Below are 24,366 nucleotides of genomic sequence, written 5' to 3'. Positions count from 1 at the left end.
TGGATCAAGCACTCGCCCTTGACTGCCTCATTTTAACCTGAGACTGAGTGACCAGTTTTAATGTGTGCTCTGGCGGTCGTTTGTTCACCTTTTCAGTGTACCCCGCTCAATGGGAGAGTGTAACCATGCGCCATTTCATCCGCACATTTCTCATCATGATGGCTGTTATCCTGTTGCCAGAAACAGTCCGCGTCTCCCATGCAGAACAAGCATATCCGATTGTTATAAAACATGCTTTTGGAACAACAACGATCAATGAAAAACCAAAACGCATTGCAACGGTTGCATGGGCAAACCATGAAGTACCATTAGCACTTGGCGTTGTCCCTGTCGGAATGGCAGCGGCCAATTTTGGTGATGACGACGGCGACGGCATTCTGCCTTGGGTTTCACAACGTCTTAAGGAGCTCAATGCCGAAGCACCTGTTTTGTTTGATGAAGGTGACGGCATCGACTTTGAAGCCGTAGCAGCGACCAATCCTGATGTTATCTTGGCCTCATATTCAGGTCTTAGCCAGTCTGACTATGATACGTTGAGCCAGATTGCGCCTGTTGTTGCTTATCCTGAAGCCCCATGGTCAACCGATTGGCGTACCATGATCCGCCTTAACAGCCAGGGCATGGGAATGGCCGACGATGGCGACGCACTGATTAACAAAATCGATGCAGAGATTGCCGAAACCGTTCGCGCCCACCCTCACCTGAAAGACAAAACAGCCATGTTTGTCACGCATCTTGATGCCACAAACCTGAGCATGATCAATTTTTATACGACCAACGACACCCGCGTAAAATTCTTTCAGGATTTGGGCTTGGCTTCTCCTAAAAGTGTTGTGCAGGCATCCCAGCCCGGACAGTTTTCCGGCTCAATCAGTGCCGAACGCATCGATTTATTCGATGATGTTGATATCGTTGTCACTTACGGAGGTGAAGAACTTTCAAAGGCAATGCATGCCCATCCATTGCTATCAAAACTACCAGTTGTCACCAATGATGCTGTCGTGATGTTGGGACGCAATCCACTTGGAACGGCTGCAAACCCTACGCCTCTTTCGATCTCTTGGGTTCTCAAAGACTATGTTGCACTGCTTGCCGAAGCAGCGGACAAGAAAAAATGAAGCCGTTGAACATCACACGCGCAACAAAAGGGAGGCAAACAGGCAGGTCCAATACGATACGCCTCAGCTTTCTGTGCCTTGTGATGATCGCGTTGATTGTTCTTTGTTTCATGTCTGTGGCGCTTGGCACCAGAAGTGTAGAATGGGCAGATATTTGGGTTGCACTGAACGGATATAGTGACACAATCAGTCAGGCGGCAGTGACAACGCGTATCCCACGCACGCTTCTTGCCCTTCTGGCTGGTGCAGCTCTGGGACTAGCCGGCGCTGTCATGCAGGGAATAACCCGCAACCCACTTGCAGATCCCGGTATTTTAGGCGTCAATATCGGGGCATCACTGGCGATTGTGATCGCGATTGTCTGGTTCGGAATTGCAACACCAACCGCGTATATTTGGGTCGCCATATTAGGAGCGGGTGCCGCTTCGTTGTTTGTCTACACAATCGGATCGCTTGGGCGCGGCGGAGCAACACCTCTTAAACTGGCGCTTGCAGGAGCGGCAACATCAGTGGCATTTGCATCGCTGACAATTGCCATAGTCTTGCCGCGCGCTGATCTGGCAGGCGGCATTCGTTCGTGGCAGATAGGCGGTGTTGGTGGCGCCACAATGGATCGCATCACCTATGTATTGCCATTTCTGCTTGTCGGCTTTGCGATTAGCCTGCTTTCTGCACGCAAACTGAACTCTTTGGCACTCGGGGACGAGCTTGCCGCCGGTCTGGGAGAAAACGTTGTTGTTGCACGTGCCCTATCTGCGACAGGAGCAATCTTGTTATGCGGCGCGACAACTGCCATATGCGGCCCTATCGGATTTGTCGGGTTGATTGTGCCACATCTCTGCCGCTTACTTGTCGGTGTCGACCACAGGTGGCTGCTACCGCTTTCGGCTTTAACGGGTGCCTGTCTGCTGGTTGGTTCAGATATCGTCGGCCGCCTTATTGCGCGCCCTGCGGAAATCGATGTCGGCATTATCACGGCCTTTGTCGGCGCACCGTTTTTCATCTGGATTGTCAGACGCCAACGGGTGCGAGAGCTGTGACCGATATTTCTCCCATCTATGATCGTTTGCTCGCCACACGCAAGCATCAAACACGCAAGCGCAGATTGCTGATCTGTGTGCTTATGCTCGTTCTCGTAGCCTTCTTTGCCCTCACACTGATGCTGGGACAATCATACACGCCACCACAAGATGTCTTGCGCGTTTTGCTTGGTGAGAATGTAGCGGGTGCAAGTTTTACTGTCGGGCAATTACGTCTTCCCCGTGCGGTACTTTGCATTCTTGCAGGTTTAAGTTTCGGCCTTGGCGGCGTTGCATTCCAGACAATGCTTCGCAACCCGCTTGCCAGTCCCGACATTATCGGCATTAGCTCCGGTGCGAGTGCCGCCGCAGTTTTTGCCATTGTCGTTCTATCGATGAGCGGGCCTGCTGTTTCGATACTGGCAGTCACCAGCGGGCTTGGCGTCGCACTGCTTGTTTATGCGCTTGCTTATAAAAACGGTGTGGCAGGTACGCGCCTTATTCTGGTGGGAATTGGCATGTCCGCCATGCTGGAAAGCTTCATTGCTTATATTCTTTCAAGCGCTCCCGCATGGAACCTTCAGGAAGCTATGCGCTGGCTGACTGGGAGTGTGAATGGTGCACGGCTCGACCAGTTGCTGCCATTATTAATTGCACTGATTGTTTTTGGTGGCTTGTTACTAAGCCGCTCACGCGATCTCGAAACATTGCGCCTTGGTGATGATACCGCAGCAGCTTTGGGCACAAAGGTCGCGCAAACCCGTATTATTATTATTATTGCAGCAGTCGGCATAATCTCTTTTGCAACAGCCATTGCAGGCCCCATCTCTTTCGTGGCTTTCCTGTCAGGCCCCATTGCATCTCGCATTGTAAAAAACAACGGATCACTTCTCCTTCCTGCGGCTTTAATGGGGGCCATACTTGTACTGGTGGGCGATTATGTCGGGCAATTTATGTTACCAGGGCGCTATCCTGTCGGTGTCATCACTGGTGCACTTGGTGCACCCTACCTTATCTATCTCATTATACGGGTTAATCGCAGCGGAGGTTCGCTATGACAAACCACACACTGAAAGTCAGCCAGCTATCTTCGGGTTACGCAGACAAGGTGATCCTTGAAGGGCTGAATATGGATGTTGCGCCCGGCAAAATCACCGTCATTGTCGGTGCCAATGCATGTGGTAAATCAACATTACTGCGCAGCATGTCACGTTTGCTTAAACCAAGCCAAGGCCATGTTTTTCTGGATGGAAAGTCAATCCATAAAATCCCTTCACGTGCCCTTGCCCAGTCTCTTGGGTTGCTGCCGCAATCTCCCATAGCGCCGGACGGCATCACGGTTGCCGATTTGGTAAGCAGGGGACGCCACCCGTATCAGGGCATATTCTCGCGCTGGACAAAACAGGATGATGTAGCGGTTGCTGCCGCTCTTAGTGCCACCAAAACTGACGATCTGACAGATCGTGCGATTGATGAATTGTCCGGTGGTCAAAGACAACGCGTCTGGATTGCCATGGCGCTGGCACAAGAAACGGATATTTTGCTGCTTGATGAGCCAACGACCTTCCTTGATATCAGCCATCAGGTGGAAGTGCTTGATCTCCTGACCGATCTCAATCGGGAACGTGGCACAACAATCGTCATGGTGCTGCACGACATTAATCTGGCTGCGCGTTATGCTGACTTTCTGGTTGCTATGAAGTCCGGTCGTCTCTTTGTTTCAGGCAAACCGGAAGACGTTTTAAACGAAACGAATATGCGTGAAGTTTTCGACATCGCCAGCAGCGTTATAACCGATCCGACGACTGGTCGCCCCATGATGCTGCCGATAGGCCGTCACCATACAGTGTCCAAGCCGGATATATCTAACGCTGGCCCCATCAAATAACTATCGCTTTCACCTCAGAAAATCACGGAAACGGCGAAGCGCAAAGAAAAAGAGAACGCTGCCGATAACGATCATGGCCAGCAATTGCGGCCACACGACACTCAATCCTGCTCCCCGGAACAGCACCGATTGCGCGAGCATCACGAAATGCGTGTTCGGTGCTGCGAGCATAATATTCTGAATAATTTCCGGCATGCTTTCGCGTGGCGTTGTACCGCCTGAGAGAACCTGCAGCGGCAGCAGAACCAGCATCAGCAAAAGCCCGAACTGCGGCATGGAACCGGCAATCGTTGCAAGGAAAATACCAAGGCTTGTGGTTGCAAAGAGCTGCAAAGCAGCGCCCGCTAAAAACAGTGTCAGTGAACCGTTAATCGGCACTGCCAGAATGCCCTGCACAACCACGATCAGCGAGAAAGCAGTTGCCACCAGCACCACCATTCCCATCGACCAAACTTTCGACACCATGATCTCAAGTGGTGTGACGGGCATAACCAGCAGATGTTCTATCGTACCATGCTCACGCTCACGGATGAGAGCTGCACCTGTCAAAATGATAGAAAGCATCGTCACCGATGAGATGACATTTGTGATCGCACCAAACCAGCCTTTGTTTAAATCCTGATTGAACCGCGCGCGTAAGCCCAATCCGACGACCGATTCTGTTTCGCCGCGATAGCGATTAACAAACTCGTTGACTTCGCTCGAAACAATCGACTGCACATAACCGCCGCCCGTAAAGGCTTGGCTCATGCGGGTCGCATCGACATTCAACTGGATCGTTGGCGAACGTCCGGCAAGCAAATCGCGCTGGAAATTTGGCGGAATATTGAGCGCAAATGTATCGAGGCCCGAATCCATGCGCTTATCCATCTCATGAGATGAGATGAGCTTTGGCGGCACAAAATACGGCGGATAAAATGCTGTCGTGATGCGGCCAGAAACCGGCGATTGATCTTCATCGACAATAGCAATGGCCGCATTGTTGAGATTTTCCGGCATTGCCTTCGCAGCCGTGTAAATCGCAAGCGTGAAGGCATAGACGATCAGCAGCAGAAGCATCGGATCACGCGCTAACCCACGCAGTTCCTTCACACCAAGCTGGAATATGTTGGAAATCCGCATCTCAACCCGCCTGCTTCTTGAGAAGAACAATGCCGAGAATAGTCAGAACCGGAATGGCTATCAGCAGCGGTAGAAACGATCCTGCAAGATCGGAAAAATCGAGCGCCTTCGAGAAAGTCCCGCGCGAGATCGTTACGAAATAGGTCGTCGGATAAATCTTGCCGATAAACGCACCCGCCCCCTGCAAAGACGAGACCGGATCGATAATGCCGGAATATTGCACTGCGGGAATGAGTGTCAGCAATGCGGTGCCAAAGATCGCTGCAATCTGGCTGTTGATGAAAGTCGAAATCACCAAGCCCATACCGGTTGTGATGATCACATAGAGCAGCGCTGCCGTGGCATAAGTCAGGAAACTGCCCGTGAATGGCACACGGAAAATGAAAACTGCAAAGGCCGTTAGCATCAGGAAGTTGAGGAAGGCGAGCGCGATGTAAGGCAGCTGTTTACCCAGCAAAAACTCGAACTTAGTCACCGGCGTCACATAGAAATTAATGATCGAGCCAAGTTCTTTTTCGCGCACCACGCTCAGAACCGCCAGCATCGCCGGGATCATCAGCAAAAGTAGCGGAATGACTGCCGGCACCATCGCTACAAGGCTCTGGACGTCCGGATTATAGCGATAACGAATTTCGAGATTGAAATTCCCGACCGTGGCAGCGCTTCCGTAAAGCTCTCGCGCTTTTTGTGTCAGCCAATTGGCGTGCATGCCCTGCACATAGCCACGAACAGTTTCGGCACGTGTGGGCATTGAACCATCAATCCAGGCACCAATTTCAACAGGACGGCCACGCGCGACATTGCTGCCGAAGTTTGGCGGGATTTCAATCGCCAAACTAATTTCGCCCTCGCGCATACGTCGATCAAGATCGTTATAGTCGGCAATGGGCGCTTTTTGGGTGAAATAACGCGAACCAGCAAGTTGCTGCGTATAGTCCCGGCTGATCGTTGTGTCGTCGCGATCAATGACCGCAAATGTGAGATCTTCAACGTCCAGATTGATACCGTAACCAATCACGAACATCAGAATTACAGTGCCTAAAATGGCCAATGTTGCGCGGATCGGATCGCGCTTGAGTTCTAATGCTTCGCGGCGCGAGAAAGCCAGCACCCGCCGGGGATTTGGTAACCAACTGGAAGAAGGCTTTTTGCTCTTCGCAACCTTTTCAGGCTGAACCTCAACCACCTCCTGAACGTCTTTCTGAGGCTGAGTTTCGCCAATTGCTTCTTCGAGATATGCAATGAAAGCATCTTCAAGGGTTGCCGCATTGCGGCTTGCGGTAATGGCTTTGGGCGTGTCGCTGATCAGCACCTTCCCAGCATGCATCAAAGAAATACGGTCACACAGTTCCGCTTCATTCATGAAATGGGTTGAGACGAAAATCGTGACATTGTCATTGCGCGAAAGATCGGCCAAAATTTGCCAAAAGGCATCACGCGCCACCGGATCAACGCCCGAGGTTGGCTCATCAAGAATAAGAATATCCGGCGAATGGATCAGCGCTACTGCCAGCGACAAACGCTGACGAATGCCGAGCGGCATTGAGTCTGGCAAATCATCCATCACGCCAGCCAGATCAAACCTTTCGGCCAGTTCCTTGATTCTGCGTTTGGTGTCGTCTTCCGCCATGCCAAACAGTTTGGCGTGAAGCTCCAGATTTTGTTGAACGGTAAGCTCTGAATAGAGTGAGAATGCCTGCGACATGTAGCCAACATGACGGCGGATATCGATATCCTTTGTATCGACTTCGCGTCCAAACAGCCGAGCCGTGCCTTCACTTGCTGGCAATAAGCCGGTCAAGACCTTCATCGTCGTAGATTTGCCGCAGCCGTTAGAGCCAAGAAATCCGAAAATCTCGCCGCGTGGAATACGAAAACTTACATTGTCGACAGCGGTGAAATTGCCAAAGCGCACGGTGACATGCTCGGCTTCAATAGCGATGCCGGTATCTGCCTGCGTATCACGCGGTGGCATAACCACTTTGCGATGCCCTTTTGTGAGTTCTGCCGGCAGAAGCGCAATGAAGGCCGCATCAAGGTTGGGCGTCTTCGTCTTCTCAAGCAGCTCCTGCGGCGTACCCGTCGCCAAAATCTGGCCGTCATTCATCGCCACCAGCCAGTCGAAGCGCTCCGCTTCTTCCATATAGGCGGTGGCCACAATAACGCTCATGCCGGGGCGATCTTTACGGATATCGTCAATCAATTCCCAGAACTGACGACGGGATAGCGGATCGACGCCCGTTGTCGGCTCATCAAGGATCAGTAAATCGGGATCATGGATCAGCGAGCAACAAAGGCTGGTCTTTTGCTTCATGCCACCGGAAAGCTTGCCGGCAGGACGATCCGCAAAGGAAGACATGCCGGTTCGTGCCAGAAGGTCAGCGATACGGCGTTCCCGCTCCTGTTTGTCATGGCCAAATAGTCGTCCGAAAAATTCGATATTCTCGAAAACGGAGAGCGTCGGATACAAGTTCTTGCCCAAACCCTGAGGCATATAGGCAATGCGCGGAAAGGCAGACTGTCGATGGCGCTTATTGGCAATATCGCCGCCCAGAACGTCGATCTTACCTTTTTGCATGACGCGGGCACCCGCAATCAAAGACAGAAGGCTCGATTTACCAACGCCATCAGGGCCAATCAAGCCAACCATGCAACCGGCAGGAACATTGAGCGAAATATCGCGCAGCGCTTGGGTTGATCCATAAGACAGCTCCACGCTGTCCGCACGAACGACAAAGCTGCCGTCGCCCAGACCAGCTTTTATCGAAGCCTCACTCATTTTACGGTTTCCGCAAGGTTCTTCGGCCATTCAGCATTTGGATCTAGCTTCACATAAGCCATGCCCGGAAGACCCGTCTTGACCTGCTGAATATATTTCTGAAGCAAATCCTGCGGAATTTTTGCCTTCACACGGAACATGAGCTTCTGACGCTCTTCTTCCGTCTCAACCGATTTTGGCGTGAACTGCGCAACATCGGCCACGAAACTAATTTTGGCGGGGATCACATATTGCGGCGCTGCATCAAGCACGATACGAGCATCAGCACCAATCGCCACGCGTCCAGCCTGAGATGTTGGCAGGAAGAATGTCATATAGACATCGCTGACATCAACGAGATTAAGCACACGTCCACCAGCAGACAGCACTTCGCCGGGTTGCGCAACGCGGTATTGCACCCGGCCCGGCTTTGGCGAACGCAAGGTGGCATCGTTGATATCCGTATCGATTGTCGCAATCGCAGCCTTTGCAGCTTCCACTGATGCTTCGGCATCGACCACTTGCGCCTTCGCTGCACTGATCGCAGCCGCCGTGGCCGCCAATTGAGCTGTGGCGGCACCAACGGCTGCCTCAGCACCCTGCGCAGTTGCACGATCATCATCAAGAACCTGCTGAGAAACCGTGCGTGATTCAGAAAGTTGCTGCGAGCGAGCCAGACGGCGTTTTGCAGCATCGAGCTGTGCTTCGCGCTGCGCAACGGTTGCCTGTGCAGCTATTTGCTCGGCCTCGCGCTGAGCAACCAGACTTTTGGCTGTGTCTATGCTGATTTCAGCGCGGCGCAACTGCGCTTCCGCCTGTTTGCGCTGACTTTCAAGCTGAGCCGTATCCATCCGTGCCAGAACAGCATCTGCTTCAACAAACTGCCCTTCATCGGCAAGAATTTCGCGAATACGTCCGGGGCTTTTGGTTGAGACATCAATCTCGACAGCTTCGATGCGGCCATTACCACCTGCAATGCCTTCCGGCAATCCGGGGGCGCTGAGCGTTTTCCAAGCATAGTAGCCTCCGGCTGCCAAAGCCACGACTACACCCGTTACGATCCACTGCTTGCGATTAAAACCCATGCCGCCACAACCTCCGCATCAATCTCTTACCGAGTCGACAATCAATCTATGTCATCGTGAGAATATTAGTAATTCTACAGAAGCTGTATTTCAATTAAGATTGTATGCCTTGATCGAAATCAAATAATAGCAATCTGATCGGAGTTTAAAATCTAGATTTTTATTCAGTTGCGAGAACGTAAAATGATTTGAGATGCCTTTGATCAGCTTTCCAATATCCGCGTGTCGCAGCATTAGACACAATCTTGAAAATATAAAAATTGAATACGAACCAATTGATGCCGAAAACAATTCGGCATCAATAAATACGCAATCTATATTTTTATGAGTAAAACTCTGGCGCCTTTTTGAAACCTGCCCAAGCATCAGGATCATGACCAGTTACCACAATAGCACCAGTTTTCTCGGCAACTGTATGCATTTTTTGAACGGAGCGAACCGTATCAACAGTCGATGCCAAGAAGCCTGGAAGTGCTTTTTCTTCCCAATGATCAACCGTATATGCCGCATCAATTGTCAAAAGTAGGGGCTTACTATTTGGCAATCGAATGAGGAATGACTGATGTCCGGGTGCATGACCTGGAGTGAAAATAGTCGTTATTGTTCCATCACCGTAGATGTCATAAAAATCATCTTGTGTACCATTGAGGAACTGCCATTTAAGGCCCGGCTTATCAAAGTCTTTTCGGATGTACCCACCGCCTGCAAACCAGTCTGGCGTAAAGGCATATTCATATTCCGAACGCTGAACAATATGGGTCGCATTCGGGAAGCGGCCAATAGCACCTGTATGATCCAGATGAAGATGCGACTGCAATACATACTTTACATCGGCAGGATCGATACCCAGAGCCTTTACCTGATCAACACAGCCCTTATCTTTGTCTAAAACTGGCCAGTAAACGTCACAGATTCCACCCCAATAACCTCGTGGATCTGTCGCAACCTCAATGGCATTGCCACCATCAATAATAGTATGACCATCAGGGTGTGTGATCAAAAAGAATGGAACAGGAATTTCATAATCTGCACCATTCCCCTGGTTCATTTTGATATTATGTACTTTGCATTTCAAGGTGCCTGATTGGAGCATATAAAGCCGAATATCTGTCATGAATGTCCTCCTCATGATAACAATTTATATATTCTGGTGATCAAAATGCTTCGCGATAAAGCGCGAGTGCATCCTCTTCTTTAACTTCAATGGGATTGTTTACTAGCAGGCGACTTTGCTTCATCGCATCAGAAGCAAGCATCGCAAGGCTATTATCAGTAACCCCTACATCTCGGAGACGCCGTGGTGCACCACTTTCGTCCATAAGCCTTTGCATATGGGCCACAAATGCTTCCGATCGCGCATTCGTATCTCCTGCCCCACGAACGCCCATGACATCAGCAAGCTCTTCATAAAGAGGTGCCGCAGCAGTCGCATTAAATCGCAACACTGGCCCAAGCATGAGCGCATTCGAGAGACCATGCGGAATATGATAGTGCCCACCAAGAGGGTAAGCGAGAGCATGGACAGCGGCTACAGGCGAATTTGAGAAAGACTGCCCTGCCAGCGTTGCTCCCAATAACATTCCCTCTCTTGCACCCCTATCAGAGCCATCTTTACACGCCGTAATCAGATTAGCTCCGAGCAACCGCAGTGCTTCACGGGCAAGCGCATCAGATAATGGATTTTTCTTATGCTTGCTTGTGTAGGCTTCAATGGCATGTACCATCGCATCGATGCCAGTGGCAGCAGTATGCATCTGTGGCAGGCCGATAGTCAGCTCAGCATCCAGCAATACAAAATCCGCATAAAGCTGAGGTGAAACAACCCCCATCTTGGTAGTTTCACCAGTGGTTATGATTGAAATATTGGTGACTTCGGATCCTGTACCAGCCGTCGTCGGAATCAGCAGAAGCGGCACTCGCGCGTCTTGTACTTTTCCAATTCCATACATTTCAGAAAGAGGCTGATCAGATTTCACCAATACCGCGACGAGCTTAGCAATATCTAACGACGAGCCTCCACCAAGTCCTATCACAATATCAACTTGCGCTGTTCTTGCCTCATCAACACAATGATTAAGGACAGCCTCCGGCGGATCTGCAACGACCTTATCAAAAATCGTGATCTTGAAACCAACCTGGCGCAGATTTTCTGCAATAGGCCCAATAAGGCCGCTTTTGATTAGGCCTTCGTCGGTAACAAGCAACGCATTGCGCTGAGAAAAGCGTGCAGCAGCTATTTCACCCAAACGCTGCGCACCTCCCCATGCCATCTCAATTGATGGAACGGTCCGGAATTCAAACGGATTGATCGTCAAAGTTTCTCCTCCAAATAATTACGAGCGCTTTAAGAAAAACAGCAGTATGATCTAGTATGACACACAGTCCGTTCAATTAGTTGAACGCAATGCACTATATTGAACAATGAAACAGATTCCCGATTGCTGTCAAGCGGAATAGATTTGCTCACATCAAAATATCGCTTCAATCAGAATGGGATGATTCATCGGTTTGGGGTCCCAAAAGGGGAACCTCCGATAGACACAATGGTCAACAGTCAAACACTCGTCGCAAACGACCCGGGATTAGTTCCGCTCGCGCAAATAGAGGTAAAGCGGCAAAGCCAATGAGAGACCAACAAGGAAACTAGCTGGAAGAACGAGCCACCAGCGCCCAACTTGTTGTTTAGACGCATCGCGCCAAGACCAAATCAAGAATACAAAGATAGAAATAAAGACATCCACGGAGAAACCACCTGCTGCTCCGTTGATAAATAACGATCGCATAAATAAAGGAATATCAGGCCCATTCGTTAAGAAAAAAGACCCAAACATCAACCAAGGTAAAATCGTTCCCACCACAGCCATGACGAGATAGAAATTCTTAATTTTCATTTTTCCCTCAGCTCCGAAATTTCAGTATTCAATGCATTTTAAGTAGCCGATTATGGCGGCACTTATTATCTCTTTCGGATCGCAATTTGACTACCGTTAAACGTAAAGACGCGGAAAAACCCTCCGCAACATTTAATAACCCACCGAAACAAAAAACTTTAAATTGCGAAAGAGAATGAAATGTATTTTTAAAAATCTCATAACACAATTTAATTATTACGCACGGAACTGTTTCCCGTAAGATAGCACATCTGTAATAAGTGCCTCTATTGTATTTCGCAGGGTTAAATATATGCGTCTTCAGTCACCATGGTCACCCCGCCTATCAGAAAATGGTAACAGCCCTGCAAATCGCCTTGTAGAGGCCCTTTCAGAAGACATTCTATCAGGGAGACTACTCGGTGGCGACAGATTACCCGCACACCGCGATCTCGCTTGGAAGCTAAACCTCGGGGTTGGAACAGTCACAAAAGCCTATGCAATGCTGGAACGGCGCGGACTGGCAAAAAGCGTAAAAGGCAGCGGTACATTTGTTGCAGTATTTGAATCATGGAAGGGCCCAGCAATTGATTTCTCTGTAAACCGCTTGCCTGTTATGCTCAGTGATCGACTATTGGCTGGCACGCTGTCTACAATTTCCAGAAAAATAAATTCCGCGCATGTTAACCTCTACCCGCCACCTGCTGGCCACAATGAACATAGGCGTTTATTGGCACGTTGGCTTGAAACACTGGGCATCAAAGCGGAAGCAAAACGGATCATACTGGCCGGAAGCGGTCAACAGGCACTTTGGCTTGCTTTTGATATTCTGTGCGGTGGCAACGGACTGATTATCACAGAACGTCTTAGCTATTCGGGAGCTATCGCACTCGCGCGCTATCGCGGCCACCCTATGCGAAGCGTAAATATCGACGCAGAAGGTATGATGCCGGATGATCTTGATCGAGTTCTCGCTGAAGCAGAGAACAGTGGTCGTCGTCGGCTCGTTTATCTTACACCCATGCTGCACAACCCCACCACAATTTCTATGGGGGTTACCCGCAGAAAGCAAATCGTTGATATCTGCAAAAAGAGAAACGTTCCGATTGTTGAAGATGGTGTCTATACATTGGGCGCCAACCCGGACAATCCTCCGCTCGTCGCTCTGTCACCGGATCGCGTGTTTCATGTTACCAGTTTATCTAAGTCGATAAGTCCAGGGCTCCGCTTAGGCGTTTTGGTTTTACCATCAAGCTGGAAGGAACATGCGGAAGAAGCTTTACGAGCTCTGCCATTATCTTCTTCTCCAGTTGATTATGCCCTTCTCGAAGAGTGGTTCACCAGTGGTGTGATGGAAACAGTACGCGACACTTTGCGGGCCGAGGCTTTAAAAAGGGTCAAAATTGCCCGATCCTTTTTTGACGATAGAGTTATCATGACCAATGAAAACGCCTTTCATGCCTGGTTACCCATGTCCCATAAGGATGCAGAAGCATTCGAGACAGCTGCCACGGCACTCGGTGTTGTTGTTACCCAGCCAGACGCAATACGTGCTGATCGTAATGACGAGGAAACTGGGATCCGACTGTGTTTGGGCGGGCTCGGAATGGAAGACCTCACCGCAGGACTCACTTTGCTTTCACGGCTGAAAATTGGTGACAGTTCTTAGGCTGCATGTCTTTAATAGACTAGGCCCGATCACAGCGCTATCGATCAAACGGCGCGGCAAGGCTTTTATAGCCGGTTGCCGCGCCGATGTCCGATGATAGCTTTCACACCTGCCTTGGTGGCCATTCGTTGCAATCCTGACCTAACGCAAATGCGATCTGGTCAAAGCATATTGAAGGCCAACCAATGCCGTTTTAATAACCCTTATGCTAAAAACAATCAGAATTTAGCATTGAAAATGACTTCATCGAGACGGATATGCCAAACTACTAAGCAGCTTCTTTGGCCGACAATGTCTTCCACATAACACCGCCGAATACACCTCCAACAAGCGGAGCTACCCAGAACAGCCAAAGCTGATTAAGAGCAGCAACGGTTGCGAAGAGTGCAACGCCTGTTGAGCGCGCTGGATTGACAGATGTGTTAGCCACTGGTCCTGACATTAATATGATAGCCGTTAAACAAAGACCAATTGCAATAGGGGCGAAACCAGCAAGTGCCTCACTTGAGGTAACACTCAAAATCACAAAGATGAACCCTGCAGTCAAGACAGCTTCACTGATTAAAGCGGCAGCCATACTATAACCACCTGGCGATAAGTAACCGTAGCCATTACTGGCAAATCCACCTGCGACGAAGTCTGCTCTGCCTGATGCAATAAGATAAAGAACAAACTCAGCGACTATTGAGCCTGCTACCTGTGCTATCCAGTAACCTATTAGAATTTTAGGAGAGCACCGACCGGAAACAACAAAACCCAGTGTTACAGCGGGATTAAAATGTCCGCCAGAAACCCCACCAAGTGTATATGCCATTGACATTAAGGCTAAACCAAATGCCAGCGCAATGCCGATTATACCGATACCAAGTCCCGGGAACGCAGCGGAAATGACTGCAGCTCCACATCCAATAAATACTAACCAGAAAGTACCGATAAACTCGGCAGTTAATTTCTTAAACATTTTTTTCTCATAATAATAAAGTTGTAGTAATTGCACTGCCAACTATAATAGCAATGCAACTTTTTCTTCAGGGGTTAAGCCTGATATCCATGGGCGTTATGCAATGCCTTGCGAACACCGGCTTCATAGTCTGGATGAACCAGCTTGAAATGCGCCAACTGACGTTCAACGATAAAGCCAGGAACACCACCCATCGCTGCTGCAATGTTTGAGAACAGGCGCGCTTTCTGGCCGTCATCAAACAGATTGAACAAGGCACGCGGCTGCGAATAGTCGTCATTACCAATGCGATGATTGTAACGATCTGCATCACCGCCCAAACGCAGCGGCGGTTCTTTGGCAGAAGGCTGCTCAACCGGGCCGTTGAACGAATTTGGCTCGTAATAAGCATCCGGGTTGCCCGTTGCGATGCCGCCATAGGTGTTCATCTGACCATCACGGTGATAGTGATGCACAGGGCACTTTGGCTGATTGACCGGCAGGTTCTCATAATGTGTGCCAAGGCGATGACGGTGAGCGTCTGCATAGGAGAACAAGCGTCCCTGCAACATCTTGTCTGGCGAATAGCTGATACCCGGCACAATATTGGACGGTGAGAAAGCCGCATTTTCGATCTCAGTGAAATAGTTTTCCGCATTGCGGTTCAATTCCATCACGCCAATATCGATCGGCGGATAGTCCGCATGCGGCCAGACCTTGGTGAGATCAAACGGATTGTAGGGCGTCTTGTCCGCATCGAGTTCCGGCATGATCTGCACCTGAACTTTCCACTTTGGGAACTCACCCTTATCGATAGAGGTGAACAGGTCTTCCTGCGTGGATTCACGCGTACGACCAATCACACGTTCAGCCTCTTCATTGGTCCAATGCTTGTGGCCTTGCAGGGTCTTGAAGTGGAACTTCACCCAATAACGCTCGCCAGCATCATTCCAGAACGAATAGGTATGCGAACCATATCCATTGATGTGGCGAACATCTGTTGGAAGGCCGCGATCCGACATCAGGATCGTCACCTGATGCAAGCTTTCTGGCGAAAGCGACCAGAAATCCCACATGGCAGTTGCCGAACGCAGGTTTGTCTTAGGATGACGCTTCTGGGTATGGATGAAATCAGGGAACTTCACTGGATCACGCACAAAGAACACAGGCGTGTTGTTGCCAACAAGATCCCAGTTACCTTCTTCGGTGTAGAACTTCAGCGCAAAACCGCGAACATCGCGCTCGGCATCTGCGGCACCCTGCTCACCGGCAACGGTCGAAAAACGCGCCAGCATCGGTGTCTTTGCACCCGGCTGCAATGCTTTGGCTTTGGTATATTTCGAAATATCGCCAGTAATGGTGAGTGTGCCAAATGCACCCCAACCCTTGGCATGCACAACACGCTCAGGAATGCGTTCGCGGTTCTGATGCGTCAGCTTTTCGATCAGCTGGTAATCCTGCATTAAAACAGGTCCGCGCTCACCAGCGGTAAGGGAATTCTGGTTATCCGGAACAGGCGCACCAGCGCTTGTGGTCATAATCGGACGGTCTGCCATGGGAACTTCCCTCCTAAAAAATCTATTGGTCGATCCAGCATTCAGCCTGGCTTTTGTGTGTTGCTATTCATCGGGCTCACATACTGGCTGGGTAACGCACGCAGTTTAGACTTATTCCAAATATAATCTCCAATTGCTTTTTTTGTTATTATTGATAAGATTTTCTTATCATGTTTACGATCAGACAAATGCGCTATTTCGATGCGCTCGCCACCACACTGCATTTCAGAAAAGCGGCTGAACTCGTGCATATTTCGCAACCTGCGCTATCGGCACAGATTGCTGAAATGGAAGCTGTGGCGGGTGCGCCCCTATTCGAGCGCTCGCAACGTAAAGTCATTATGACGGAGCTTGGGCGCGACCTGCTGCCCGGCATTCGCACTATTCTGAAAGAGTTGCATGCGCTCGAAGAAATCTCCGCGCAGAGCAAAGGGCTTCTGCAAACTCAGCTACGGTTGGGAATCATCCCCACCGTAGCGCCCTATCTGGTGCCGCATCTCATTCCGCTATTACGAGCGAAGCACCCGTCATTTCGTCTGCAATTGCGTGAGAGTGTGACAGCAAAACTGCTAGATGAGTTAAATGCTGGCGAAATCGACGCCATCGTTGCGGCTTTGCCGATTGCAGATGATCGTCTCGCGCATCTCAAGCTGTTTGATGATCGTTTTCTGATCGCCACCTCAAGCAACGACCAGACGGTCCTCTCATCGCCTATGACGCAGGACAGTGCAGCACTCGACCGGCTATTATTGCTTGAAGAAGGTCATTGCATGCGAGATCAGGCGCTGGCGGTTTGCTCACTGCCATCACAGCGGCAACTGGTGCGGTACGGGGCAACTAGCATGACAACTTTGCTGCAAATGGTCAGCCACGGAATGGGGCTGACACTTATTCCCGAAATCGCCGTTCGCGCAGAAGCACGCAGCAATCATATGCGCATTATCCCTTTTGACGGTGAGCAGCCGAAGCGGGAAATTGCTCTTTTCTGGCGCAGACAGAGCAAACGCCGCAAAGACTTTCAGGCGCTGGCAGACTGCATCGTGGAAAGCGCAGAAACCCTTTTCGTTAATGATGTGGAGCTTGCAAGTCTTGCGTCATGAAAAAGGCGGCCATAAAGGCCGCCTTAATATGTTATAACAGAGGGTATGATATTACATACCGCCCGGATAGTTCGGGCTTTCGCGAGTGATTGCCACGCCATGCGAATGGCTTTCGCGCAGACCGGCATTGGAAATGCGCACGAAGGTTGCCTTCTCGCGGAACTCTTCCAGCGTCTTTGCGCCCACATAGCCCATTGAAGCACGCAAACCACCCGCAAGCTGATGCAGAACGGCGGAAATCGGGCCCTTATAAGCAACCTGACCTTCGATGCCTTCAGGAACGAGCTTCAGTTCATCGCGAACTTCTGCCTGGAAATAACGATCAGCAGAGCCACGTGCCATTGCACCAACCGAACCCATACCGCGATAAGATTTAAACGAACGCCCCTGATGCAGATAAACTTCGCCCGGGCTTTCTTCTGTGCCTGCCAGCAGCGAACCAGCCATGGCAGCAACTGCACCTGCGGCAAGTGCCTTGGCGAAATCGCCGGAGAATTTGATGCCGCCATCAGCAATCACCGGAATATTCTGCTTATGCGCTGCTTCAACCGCTGACATGATTGCCGAAAGCTGCGGAACACCAACGCCTGCAACGATACGCGTGGTGCAGATCGAACCTGGTCCGATACCGACCTTAACAGCATCCGCACCGGCATCAATCAATGCCTGTGTACCGCCAGCAGTCGCAACATTACCGGCCAGAATAGCGATATTTGGATAAGCCTTCTTGATACGAGCAACCGCATCGAGAACACGCTGCGAATGGCCATGGGCCGTATCAACAACCAGCAGGTCGACGCCAGCATCGATCAGACGCTCAGCGCGCTCATAACCATCTTCGCCAACACTCGTTGCAGCAGCGGCACGCAGACGGCCCTGCGCGTCCTTGGCAGCATTTGGATTGAGCTGCGACTTTTCCATATCTTTAACGGTAATCAGGCCAACGCAACGACCCTTATCGTCAACGACCAATAGCTTCTCAATGCGGTGCGCATGAAGCAGGCGCTTGGCTTCGTCCTGATTGACGTTTTCGCGAACCGTGATGAGATTCTCGCGGGTCATCAGCTCATAAATCTTCTGTGCCGGATCAGATGCGAAACGCACATCGCGGTTGGTCAGAATACCAACCAATCGACCCGGGCCTTTCGCACCATTTTCGACAACTGGAATACCGGAAATGCGATGCGCCTTCATAAGTGCCTGCGCATCAGCCAGTGTTGCATCCGGTCCGATGGTAACAGGGTTTACAACCATGCCGGATTCGAACTTCTTAACCTGACGGACTTCTTCGGCCTGACGTTCAGGGGTAAGATTGCGGTGAATAACACCGATGCCGCCCGACTGTGCCATTGCGATGGCAAGACGCGATTCTGTGACCGTATCCATAGCGGCCGAAAGAAGTGGGAGATTCAGTTCAATGTCTTTGGCAATACGGGTGCGCAGGTCAACCTGACCCGGCATAACCTCGGAATGACCGGGCTGCAAAAGCACATCATCGAAGGTGAGAGCGAGAGCGCCGGTGGAAGATTCCACGATTTTAGCCATTGCCAATTCCTTTACCGGTTTTACCGAATGAGAAAAGCCGCCTCCGCCGGAAAGGAATCCGGGAGCTGCGACTGCACTTCGTTACATGTTGAATTGGCACCGGCTGGTAACATGCTTATGACTGGTTGGAAAGTCTTTTGCGGACAAGTTTGAGTTACTGGCTGCAATTTTTATGATAATTCGCTGAGCGTAATTTTCATAATGAGCCCAAAAGGGGCCAAAATGCGTAAATCATATCGTCGATTACCGCTGCTTCGCCGTTCTCATGCAATGTGGATGAACCCACGCTTATGGAAGCCGCGTCTTGTATTCTGGTGCGGTGCTATCGCAATCGGCCTTATCAGCGTCGCCTTCGCCGAAGCTGCTGATATTGCTCAGAGCCTTTTCAAAAATCTGACCGACGGCACAGAAAGCGCATGGCGGGCATGGCTACCACTCATCATTACGCCACTTGGCTTCATGCTTTGCTCGTGTATTGCAATTACATGTTTCCCCGGCTCTGGCGGCAGCGGCATTCCACAAGCCATCGCAGCACGACACCTCAACAATCCCAAAGACCGCTCTCTCCTACTGTCACTCAGAATCGCATTCGGAAAAATCATTCTGACAATTGTTGGACTGTTCTCGGGTGCGTCAATCGGGCGTGAGGGACCAACCGTACAGGTTGGCGCTTCGATCATGTTGTTATCAGCCCGTATAGGTAGCATGGAACATGCGCGCGGTCTCATTCTCGCAGGTTCTGCTGCGGGGATCGCTGCGGCCTTCAACACGCCCCTCGCAGGCATTGTCTTCGCCATCGAAGAAATGGGGCGCGCCTATGCCGCGCGCACCAATGGCCTTGTGCTATCGGCAGTTATTCTCGCGGGGCTGGCCTCACTCGGACTTGTGGGGAATTATAATTATTTCGGCCTCACGACCGTTACGGTAACGACCAATACGGACTGGGTTCTGGTAGCAAGCTGCGGTGTGATTGGTGGCGCATTTGGTGCTGCTTTCAGTGCCTTTGCACTAAGCCTCACAAAGCGCGTAAGACGCCGCGTGCTAAAAGCACCGCTTCGCGGGACAGTGATGATTGCAGGCCTGTGCGGTCTCGCTGTCGCTGTGATCGGCATTGCATCCGGCGGAGCAACCTTTGGCACAGGTTACGATCAGGCACGCTCTGCGGTCGAAGGGCTTTCACTACCGCCCTTCTATTTCGTAGAAAAGCTCGTCGCCGGCCTTCTTTCGATGATTTCGGGCATTCCGGGCGGTATCTTTGCCCCTTCGCTTGCTGTGGGCGCTGGCCTTGGCAGCACCGTCGGACTGCTGCTCGGCACCAGTACAAGCCTCGCAGCGGTGCTTGGTATGGCAGGCTATTTTGCGGGTGTTGTTCAAGCCCCAATGACAGCCTTTGTGATTATTCTGGAAATGACCGGCAACCATAACAATGTTATCCCGCTAATGTGTGCGTCCATGCTCGGCTACGGAACCGCCCGATTGGTTTCTCATGAGCCACTTTATCATGCTCTTTCCCGCACTTTTGTCGCGGACGTCTTGCGTCTTCGTCGTTCACAAGAGAAGAATATTACGACGGATTAAAAGTCATCCGGGGGGACAAGCTATGGACAGACGAACATTTACGAAATCACTTGCAGGACTTGGGACAATACCGTTCATTGTCAGTCAGGCGAGAGCCGAAAGCGGGGGAGACACACAAATGCTGGAACTGATGGGCGGGAGCATCACCGATGTACCGGGAATAAAGCTTGGACATCACACAATGAGCAAGCGTCCGACCGGCTGCACAGTTTTGCTCTGCGAAGAAGGTGCGACAGCCGGTGTTGATGTGCGCGGCTCAGCGCCCGGCACCCGTGAAACTGACCTGCTCGACCCTATAAATCTCGTTGATCGGGTAAACGCAGTCATGCTCTCAGGTGGCAGCGCATACGGTCTGAACGCTGCAACCGGCGTAATGCGCTATCTGGAAGAAAACGGCCTAGGCTTCAAAATCGGCAAAGGCGTGGTCCCGATTGTTCCAGCCGCAGTGCTCATGGATTTGGGCGTTGGTGATTTTTCTGTCCGCCCTGATGATGAAGCAGGATACCTCGCGTGCAAAGCGGCCAAAGCAGAAGCTTCGAACGAAGGCAATATCGGCGCAGGTGCAGGTGCGACCGTCGGCAAAATGTTTGGCATGGACTATGCCATGAAAGGCGGACTAGGTACGGCAAGCTATAAGGTGCCCGGCACAGAGATCGTGATCGGTGCGATTGTTGCCGTTAATGCCGTGGGCGATGTTTATGCGCCCAATTCGCAGCAGATTCTCGCTGGTGCGCGCAATGAAGATGGCAAAGGCTTCCGCAACATTATGAATGCGATCATGCAGGGCCGGAATGTTGTGAAATCGGCAGGTGCCAATACAACTATTGGCGCAATTGCAACCAATGTCCCATTTAACAAAGCCGAGTTGAAAAAAATTGCTGGCATGGCGCATGATGGCTTTGCACGAACGATTAACCCGATCCACACAATGTGGGATGGCGATACTATCTTTGCGCTCTCGACAGGCAAGGCAACTGGGGTTGAAGCTGATGTAACTGCAATCGGTGCGATTGCGGCGACTGTTATGGCGCAGGCCGTGGCCCGTGCGGTCGTACAGGCCGAAAGTCTGCCGGATCTCAACCTGCCTGCCCACCGTGATTATACGTGAGTAGAAAGTTCTCGATAACCACGTAAACATGCAATGATTGAAACGGCCTAAAATATACGCGATAGGAGACGCGGCGCAGTATATTGATATTCATCTCTAAAACAGGTTTGAGCAAGATATGACAGGCAATTCTCTTAAATTCGGCACAAGCGGCCTGCGCGGCCTTGCAACCGAGCTTAACGGATTGCCCGCCTATGCCTATTCGCTGGCATTTGTTGAGATGCTTCGGGCTCGCGGAAGCCTGAACGCAGGCGACAAGGTTTTTGTCGGGCAGGATTTGCGCCCTTCAAGCCCGGATATTGCTGCCCTCGCGATAGGCGCTATCGAAGATGCAGGCTTCACACCGGTTAATTGCGGCGTCCTGCCGACACCAGCTCTAAGCTATTATGCTATGTCGCAAAATGCGCAATGTATCATGATCACCGGCAGTCACATTCCAGATGATCGCAATGGTCTAAAATTTTACCGTGCGGATGGGGAAATAGACAAAGATGATGAGGCGGCGATCAGCGCTGCTTATGCAGCCCTGCCCGATGATGTTGTTGCGCGCAAAGCTGAAAATTTGCCAATAAGCGATCGGGCAATCAATGCCTATGCCGAGCGCTATATCACGCTGTTCGGCGCAAACAGCCTCGCAGGTTTGAAAGTTGGCGTCTATCAGCACTCATCAGTAGCCCGTGACCTTCTCACGAAAGTGCTCGACGCTCTTGGCGCAAAAACTACCACCCTTGGCCGCTCTGATGTATTCGTGCCAGTCGATACCGAAGCGCTGCGACAGGAAGATGTATCCCTTCTCGCAACATGGGCAGGCGAGAATCACTTCGATGCTATCGTCTCAACCGATGGCGATGCTGATCGTCCGCTTATTGCCGATGAACATGGGCATTTTGTGCGTGGCGATCTTGTCGGTGCAATTACGGCAGCATGGGTAGGCGCTGATGTGATCGTCACTCCTGTTACCTCGAATACTGCTTTGGAAGAATGCGGAAAATTCACCCGCGTTTTGCGTACCCGTGTCGGTTCGCCCTATGTGATTGCTGGCATGCAGCAAGCGCTGAGCGAAAATGCCAATAGCGTCGTTGGGTTTGAAGCGAATGGCGGTGTGCTGCTTGGAAGCAGCATTGAGAAAAACGGACATGAACTCTCTGCGTTGCCAACCCGCGATGCGCTGCTGCCAATTCTCGCATGTCTGAGCACGATCAAGGAAACGCAGAAGCCACTCTCTGAAATCGCCCAGAGCTACGGTTTCCGCATTGCGCTTAGCGACCGCTTGCAAAACGTTGCTCAAGAAAAAACTGCCGCATTCCTTTCTGTCATCACGCAGGAGGAGGCACGCTTAAACCTGTTTCCTTTAACGGACGCAATTATTCGTTTGGAAACAATCGACGGTGTGAAACTGTTTTTTGCATCCGGCAACGCAATTCACTATCGCGCATCGGGTAACGCACCAGAACTGCGCTGCTACGTAGAAGCCGCGACTGAAGAGCAGGCCGCAGAACTTTTGACCATGGGACTTGAGATCGCCCGTAACGTAACGAAGGATGAGAACAGCAAATGAGCTTTATTCCGGTTATCATCAGCGGTGGCTCTGGTTCGAGACTTTGGCCGCTATCGCGCGACGCACACCCAAAGCCCTTTATTGAACTGCCTGACGGCGGCACACTCATTGGCAAAACCTATGCGCGCGCATCACATCTTGCAGGTGTCGATCAAATCCTGACTGTCACCAATCGAGATTTCCTGTTTTTGACGCTGGATGCCTATGCCGCAGCGAATGCACGCAAGATCGAAAACACATTCCTACTTGAACCACTTGGTCGCGATACAGCTCCAGCCGTAGCCCTTGCAGCGCTTCAGGCCGCATCGGCCTATGGCGCTGACGCAACCTTGCTGGTTATGCCCGCCGATCATCTGATTGAAGATGAGGACGCGTTTGGTGAAGCAGTGCTCAAAGCTCGCAAGCTTGCAGATACGGGCCGAATCGCCACGTTCGGCATTGTACCTGACCATCCGGAAACAGGCTTTGGCTATATCGAAGTCAATGGCGAAGACGTCCAGCGCTTTGTTGAAAAGCCGGATGCTGCAACGGCACAGAGCTATGTCGATAGCGGACGCTATTACTGGAACTCTGGCATGTTCTGCTTCAAGGCTGCAACCATGATCGACGCAATGCAGCTTCATGCGCCTGACGTTCTCAATGGTGCAAAAGCAGCCCTCGATGCTGCGCGTCGTGGCGTTAATGGCGAAACGAAAACGCTTGAGATTGCAAAAGACCAGTTCGCCGCAACACCCGCAATTTCAATCGACTATGCCGTTATGGAAAAGGCCGACAACATTGCCTGCGTTCCCGTATCTTGCGGCTGGTCGGACATTGGTTCATGGGCTGCAATGGCAGATCTGATTGAGCCTGACGCAGAAGGCAATCGATTGCGTGGTGAAACCGTTCTTGAGGACACCACCGATAGCTTTGTTCTTTCCGAAACCCGGCTTGTAAGTCTCGTAGGCGTTCATGATCTGCTGGTTGTCGATACACCGGATGCACTTCTGGTTGCCCATCGCGATAAGGCGCAAGACGTTCGCAAAGTGTTCAACAAGCTGCGTGCACAGGGTCATGAAGCAGCGAAGCTGCATCGCACCGCACACCGTCCATGGGGCACCTATACAGTCCTTGAAGAGGGCGATGGCTTCAAGATCAAGCGCATTGAAGTGAAGCCCGGCAGTCGTCTCAGCCTGCAGGCACATCACCATCGTTCGGAGCATTGGATCGTCGTTTCTGGAACGGCCAAGGTCGTCAATGGCGAACGCGAAATCCTGCTCACCAACAACCAGTCCACCTATATTCCATGCGGCTTCAAACATCGCTTGGAAAACCCCGGCATTCTGCCACTGGTTCTGATCGAAGTGCAGAGCGGCGAATATCTCGGCGAAGACGACATTGTTCGCTTCGACGATATTTATGGGCGCAGCTGATCAAGATGATGTCGAATTAGCGGTTCTTCGCGAAAGCGAA

Annotated in this window: 19 protein-coding genes; 10 read left to right on the top strand and 9 right to left on the bottom strand. The window is 51.1% G+C overall.

Annotation, left to right across the window (positions count from 1 at the left end; all coding sequences use genetic code 11):
* Positions 1 to 155: 155 nt before the first annotated feature.
* Genes WH356_RS15400 through WH356_RS15385 form a run of 4 tightly spaced genes read left to right on the top strand, consistent with a single transcriptional unit; the run spans position 156 to position 4,025 of the window.
* Positions 156 to 1,118 carry an iron-siderophore ABC transporter substrate-binding protein gene (locus tag WH356_RS15400; protein WP_339512351.1) on the top strand — a complete coding sequence of 321 codons (963 nt, stop codon included), beginning with the start codon at positions 156 to 158 and terminating at the stop codon, positions 1,116 to 1,118.
* Positions 1,115 to 2,158 (top strand): FecCD family ABC transporter permease, encoded by a 1,044-nt coding sequence (locus WH356_RS15395; RefSeq protein WP_339512295.1) that lies wholly within the window; start codon positions 1,115 to 1,117, stop codon positions 2,156 to 2,158. Before WH356_RS15400 ends, WH356_RS15395 begins: the two co-directional genes overlap by 4 nt.
* Positions 2,159 to 2,163: 5 nt before the next feature.
* On the top strand, positions 2,164 to 3,195 hold the full coding sequence (locus WH356_RS15390; RefSeq protein ID WP_421565696.1) for a FecCD family ABC transporter permease: 1,032 nt from the start codon (positions 2,164 to 2,166) through the stop codon (positions 3,193 to 3,195).
* The gene (locus tag WH356_RS15385) at positions 3,192 to 4,025 is read left to right on the top strand and encodes an ABC transporter ATP-binding protein (protein WP_339512291.1); all 834 of its coding nucleotides are present in this window, start codon (positions 3,192 to 3,194) and stop codon (positions 4,023 to 4,025) included. Before WH356_RS15390 ends, WH356_RS15385 begins: the two co-directional genes overlap by 4 nt.
* Before the next feature lie 9 nt (positions 4,026 to 4,034).
* On the opposite strand, the gene WH356_RS15380 is transcribed toward WH356_RS15385, so the two are convergent.
* From WH356_RS15380 to WH356_RS15355, 6 genes are all read right to left on the bottom strand, one after another.
* Positions 4,035 to 5,147 (bottom strand): ABC transporter permease, encoded by a 1,113-nt coding sequence (locus WH356_RS15380; RefSeq protein ID WP_339512289.1) that lies wholly within the window; start codon positions 5,145 to 5,147, stop codon positions 4,035 to 4,037.
* A 1-nt stretch (position 5,148) separates the two neighbouring features.
* Positions 5,149 to 7,956: a ribosome-associated ATPase/putative transporter RbbA gene (rbbA, locus tag WH356_RS15375; protein WP_421565647.1), complete on the bottom strand. Its 2,808-nt coding sequence runs from the start codon at positions 7,954 to 7,956 to the stop codon at positions 5,149 to 5,151.
* The gene (locus tag WH356_RS15370) at positions 7,923 to 8,990 is read right to left on the bottom strand and encodes an HlyD family secretion protein (protein ID WP_339512286.1); all 1,068 of its coding nucleotides are present in this window, start codon (positions 8,988 to 8,990) and stop codon (positions 7,923 to 7,925) included. Before WH356_RS15370 ends, rbbA begins: the two co-directional genes overlap by 34 nt.
* 322 nt (positions 8,991 to 9,312) lie before the next feature.
* The gene (attM, locus tag WH356_RS15365) at positions 9,313 to 10,104 is read right to left on the bottom strand and encodes an AttM family quorum-quenching N-acyl homoserine lactonase (protein WP_339512284.1); all 792 of its coding nucleotides are present in this window, start codon (positions 10,102 to 10,104) and stop codon (positions 9,313 to 9,315) included.
* 40 nt (positions 10,105 to 10,144) lie between these two features.
* Positions 10,145 to 11,305, bottom strand: coding sequence for an iron-containing alcohol dehydrogenase (locus WH356_RS15360; RefSeq protein ID WP_339512282.1), 1,161 nt, complete (start codon positions 11,303 to 11,305; stop codon positions 10,145 to 10,147).
* A gap of 267 nt (positions 11,306 to 11,572) precedes the next feature.
* The gene (locus WH356_RS15355) at positions 11,573 to 11,881 is read right to left on the bottom strand and encodes a DUF2834 domain-containing protein (protein WP_339512280.1); all 309 of its coding nucleotides are present in this window, start codon (positions 11,879 to 11,881) and stop codon (positions 11,573 to 11,575) included.
* Positions 11,882 to 12,173: 292 nt separating this feature from the next.
* Between WH356_RS15355 and WH356_RS15350 the strand changes: the two genes are divergently transcribed.
* The gene (locus WH356_RS15350; RefSeq protein ID WP_339512278.1) at positions 12,174 to 13,529 is read left to right on the top strand and encodes an aminotransferase-like domain-containing protein; all 1,356 of its coding nucleotides are present in this window, start codon (positions 12,174 to 12,176) and stop codon (positions 13,527 to 13,529) included.
* Positions 13,530 to 13,797: 268 nt separating this feature from the next.
* Here the strand turns inward: WH356_RS15350 and aqpZ are convergent, their stop codons facing one another.
* Positions 13,798 to 14,490: an aquaporin Z gene (aqpZ, locus tag WH356_RS15345; protein ID WP_339512349.1), complete on the bottom strand. Its 693-nt coding sequence runs from the start codon at positions 14,488 to 14,490 to the stop codon at positions 13,798 to 13,800.
* Positions 14,491 to 14,564: 74 nt separating this feature from the next.
* The gene (gene katA / locus WH356_RS15340) at positions 14,565 to 16,025 is read right to left on the bottom strand and encodes a catalase KatA (protein ID WP_339512276.1); all 1,461 of its coding nucleotides are present in this window, start codon (positions 16,023 to 16,025) and stop codon (positions 14,565 to 14,567) included.
* 170 nt (positions 16,026 to 16,195) lie between these two features.
* Here katA and WH356_RS15335 point away from each other — a divergent pair, with 170 nt between their 5' ends.
* A complete protein-coding gene (locus tag WH356_RS15335) occupies positions 16,196 to 17,125 on the top strand; it encodes a hydrogen peroxide-inducible genes activator (protein ID WP_339512274.1) in 930 nt (309 codons plus the stop codon).
* Positions 17,126 to 17,176: 51 nt separating this feature from the next.
* On the opposite strand, the gene guaB is transcribed toward WH356_RS15335, so the two are convergent.
* The gene (guaB, locus tag WH356_RS15330; protein ID WP_339512273.1) at positions 17,177 to 18,670 is read right to left on the bottom strand and encodes an IMP dehydrogenase; all 1,494 of its coding nucleotides are present in this window, start codon (positions 18,668 to 18,670) and stop codon (positions 17,177 to 17,179) included.
* 222 nt (positions 18,671 to 18,892) lie between these two features.
* Here guaB and WH356_RS15325 point away from each other — a divergent pair, with 222 nt between their 5' ends.
* From WH356_RS15325 to WH356_RS15310, 4 genes are all read left to right on the top strand, one after another.
* Positions 18,893 to 20,248, top strand: a complete 1,356-nt coding sequence (locus WH356_RS15325; protein ID WP_339512271.1) for a chloride channel protein — start codon at positions 18,893 to 18,895, stop codon at positions 20,246 to 20,248.
* 22 nt (positions 20,249 to 20,270) lie between these two features.
* Positions 20,271 to 21,356, top strand: coding sequence for a P1 family peptidase (locus tag WH356_RS15320; RefSeq protein WP_339512269.1), 1,086 nt, complete (start codon positions 20,271 to 20,273; stop codon positions 21,354 to 21,356).
* 118 nt (positions 21,357 to 21,474) lie between these two features.
* The gene (locus tag WH356_RS15315) at positions 21,475 to 22,914 is read left to right on the top strand and encodes a phosphomannomutase (protein WP_339512267.1); all 1,440 of its coding nucleotides are present in this window, start codon (positions 21,475 to 21,477) and stop codon (positions 22,912 to 22,914) included.
* Positions 22,911 to 24,326, top strand: coding sequence for a mannose-1-phosphate guanylyltransferase/mannose-6-phosphate isomerase (locus tag WH356_RS15310; protein ID WP_339512265.1), 1,416 nt, complete (start codon positions 22,911 to 22,913; stop codon positions 24,324 to 24,326). Before WH356_RS15315 ends, WH356_RS15310 begins: the two co-directional genes overlap by 4 nt.
* Positions 24,327 to 24,366: the final 40 nt, after the last annotated feature.

This window comes from Ochrobactrum sp. MYb379 (assembly GCF_037479515.1).
In the GTDB taxonomy this organism is placed as follows: Bacteria; Pseudomonadota; Alphaproteobacteria; order Rhizobiales; family Rhizobiaceae; genus Brucella.
Note: the sequence above shows the minus strand (reverse complement) of the source record. Positions and strands in the feature narration are given on the sequence as shown.

Coding starts and splice junctions, on each gene's coding strand:
- WH356_RS15400 (WP_339512351.1), top strand. CDS start 156: ATGATGGCTGTTATCCTGTTGCCAGAAACAGTCCGCGTCTCCCATGCA.
- WH356_RS15395 (WP_339512295.1), top strand. CDS start 1,115: ATGAAGCCGTTGAACATCACACGCGCAACAAAAGGGAGGCAAACAGGC.
- WH356_RS15385 (WP_339512291.1), top strand. CDS start 3,192: ATGACAAACCACACACTGAAAGTCAGCCAGCTATCTTCGGGTTACGCA.
- WH356_RS15380 (WP_339512289.1), bottom strand. CDS start 5,147: ATGCGGATTTCCAACATATTCCAGCTTGGTGTGAAGGAACTGCGTGGG.
- rbbA (WP_421565647.1), bottom strand. CDS start 7,956: ATGGCCGAAGAACCTTGCGGAAACCGTAAAATGAGTGAGGCTTCGATA.
- WH356_RS15370 (WP_339512286.1), bottom strand. CDS start 8,990: ATGGGTTTTAATCGCAAGCAGTGGATCGTAACGGGTGTAGTCGTGGCT.
- attM (WP_339512284.1), bottom strand. CDS start 10,104: ATGACAGATATTCGGCTTTATATGCTCCAATCAGGCACCTTGAAATGC.
- WH356_RS15355 (WP_339512280.1), bottom strand. CDS start 11,881: ATGAAAATTAAGAATTTCTATCTCGTCATGGCTGTGGTGGGAACGATT.
- WH356_RS15350 (WP_339512278.1), top strand. CDS start 12,174: ATGCGTCTTCAGTCACCATGGTCACCCCGCCTATCAGAAAATGGTAAC.
- aqpZ (WP_339512349.1), bottom strand. CDS start 14,490: ATGTTTAAGAAATTAACTGCCGAGTTTATCGGTACTTTCTGGTTAGTA.
- katA (WP_339512276.1), bottom strand. CDS start 16,025: ATGGCAGACCGTCCGATTATGACCACAAGCGCTGGTGCGCCTGTTCCG.
- WH356_RS15335 (WP_339512274.1), top strand. CDS start 16,196: ATGTTTACGATCAGACAAATGCGCTATTTCGATGCGCTCGCCACCACA.
- guaB (WP_339512273.1), bottom strand. CDS start 18,670: ATGGCTAAAATCGTGGAATCTTCCACCGGCGCTCTCGCTCTCACCTTC.
- WH356_RS15325 (WP_339512271.1), top strand. CDS start 18,893: ATGCGTAAATCATATCGTCGATTACCGCTGCTTCGCCGTTCTCATGCA.
- WH356_RS15320 (WP_339512269.1), top strand. CDS start 20,271: ATGGACAGACGAACATTTACGAAATCACTTGCAGGACTTGGGACAATA.
- WH356_RS15315 (WP_339512267.1), top strand. CDS start 21,475: ATGACAGGCAATTCTCTTAAATTCGGCACAAGCGGCCTGCGCGGCCTT.
- WH356_RS15310 (WP_339512265.1), top strand. CDS start 22,911: ATGAGCTTTATTCCGGTTATCATCAGCGGTGGCTCTGGTTCGAGACTT.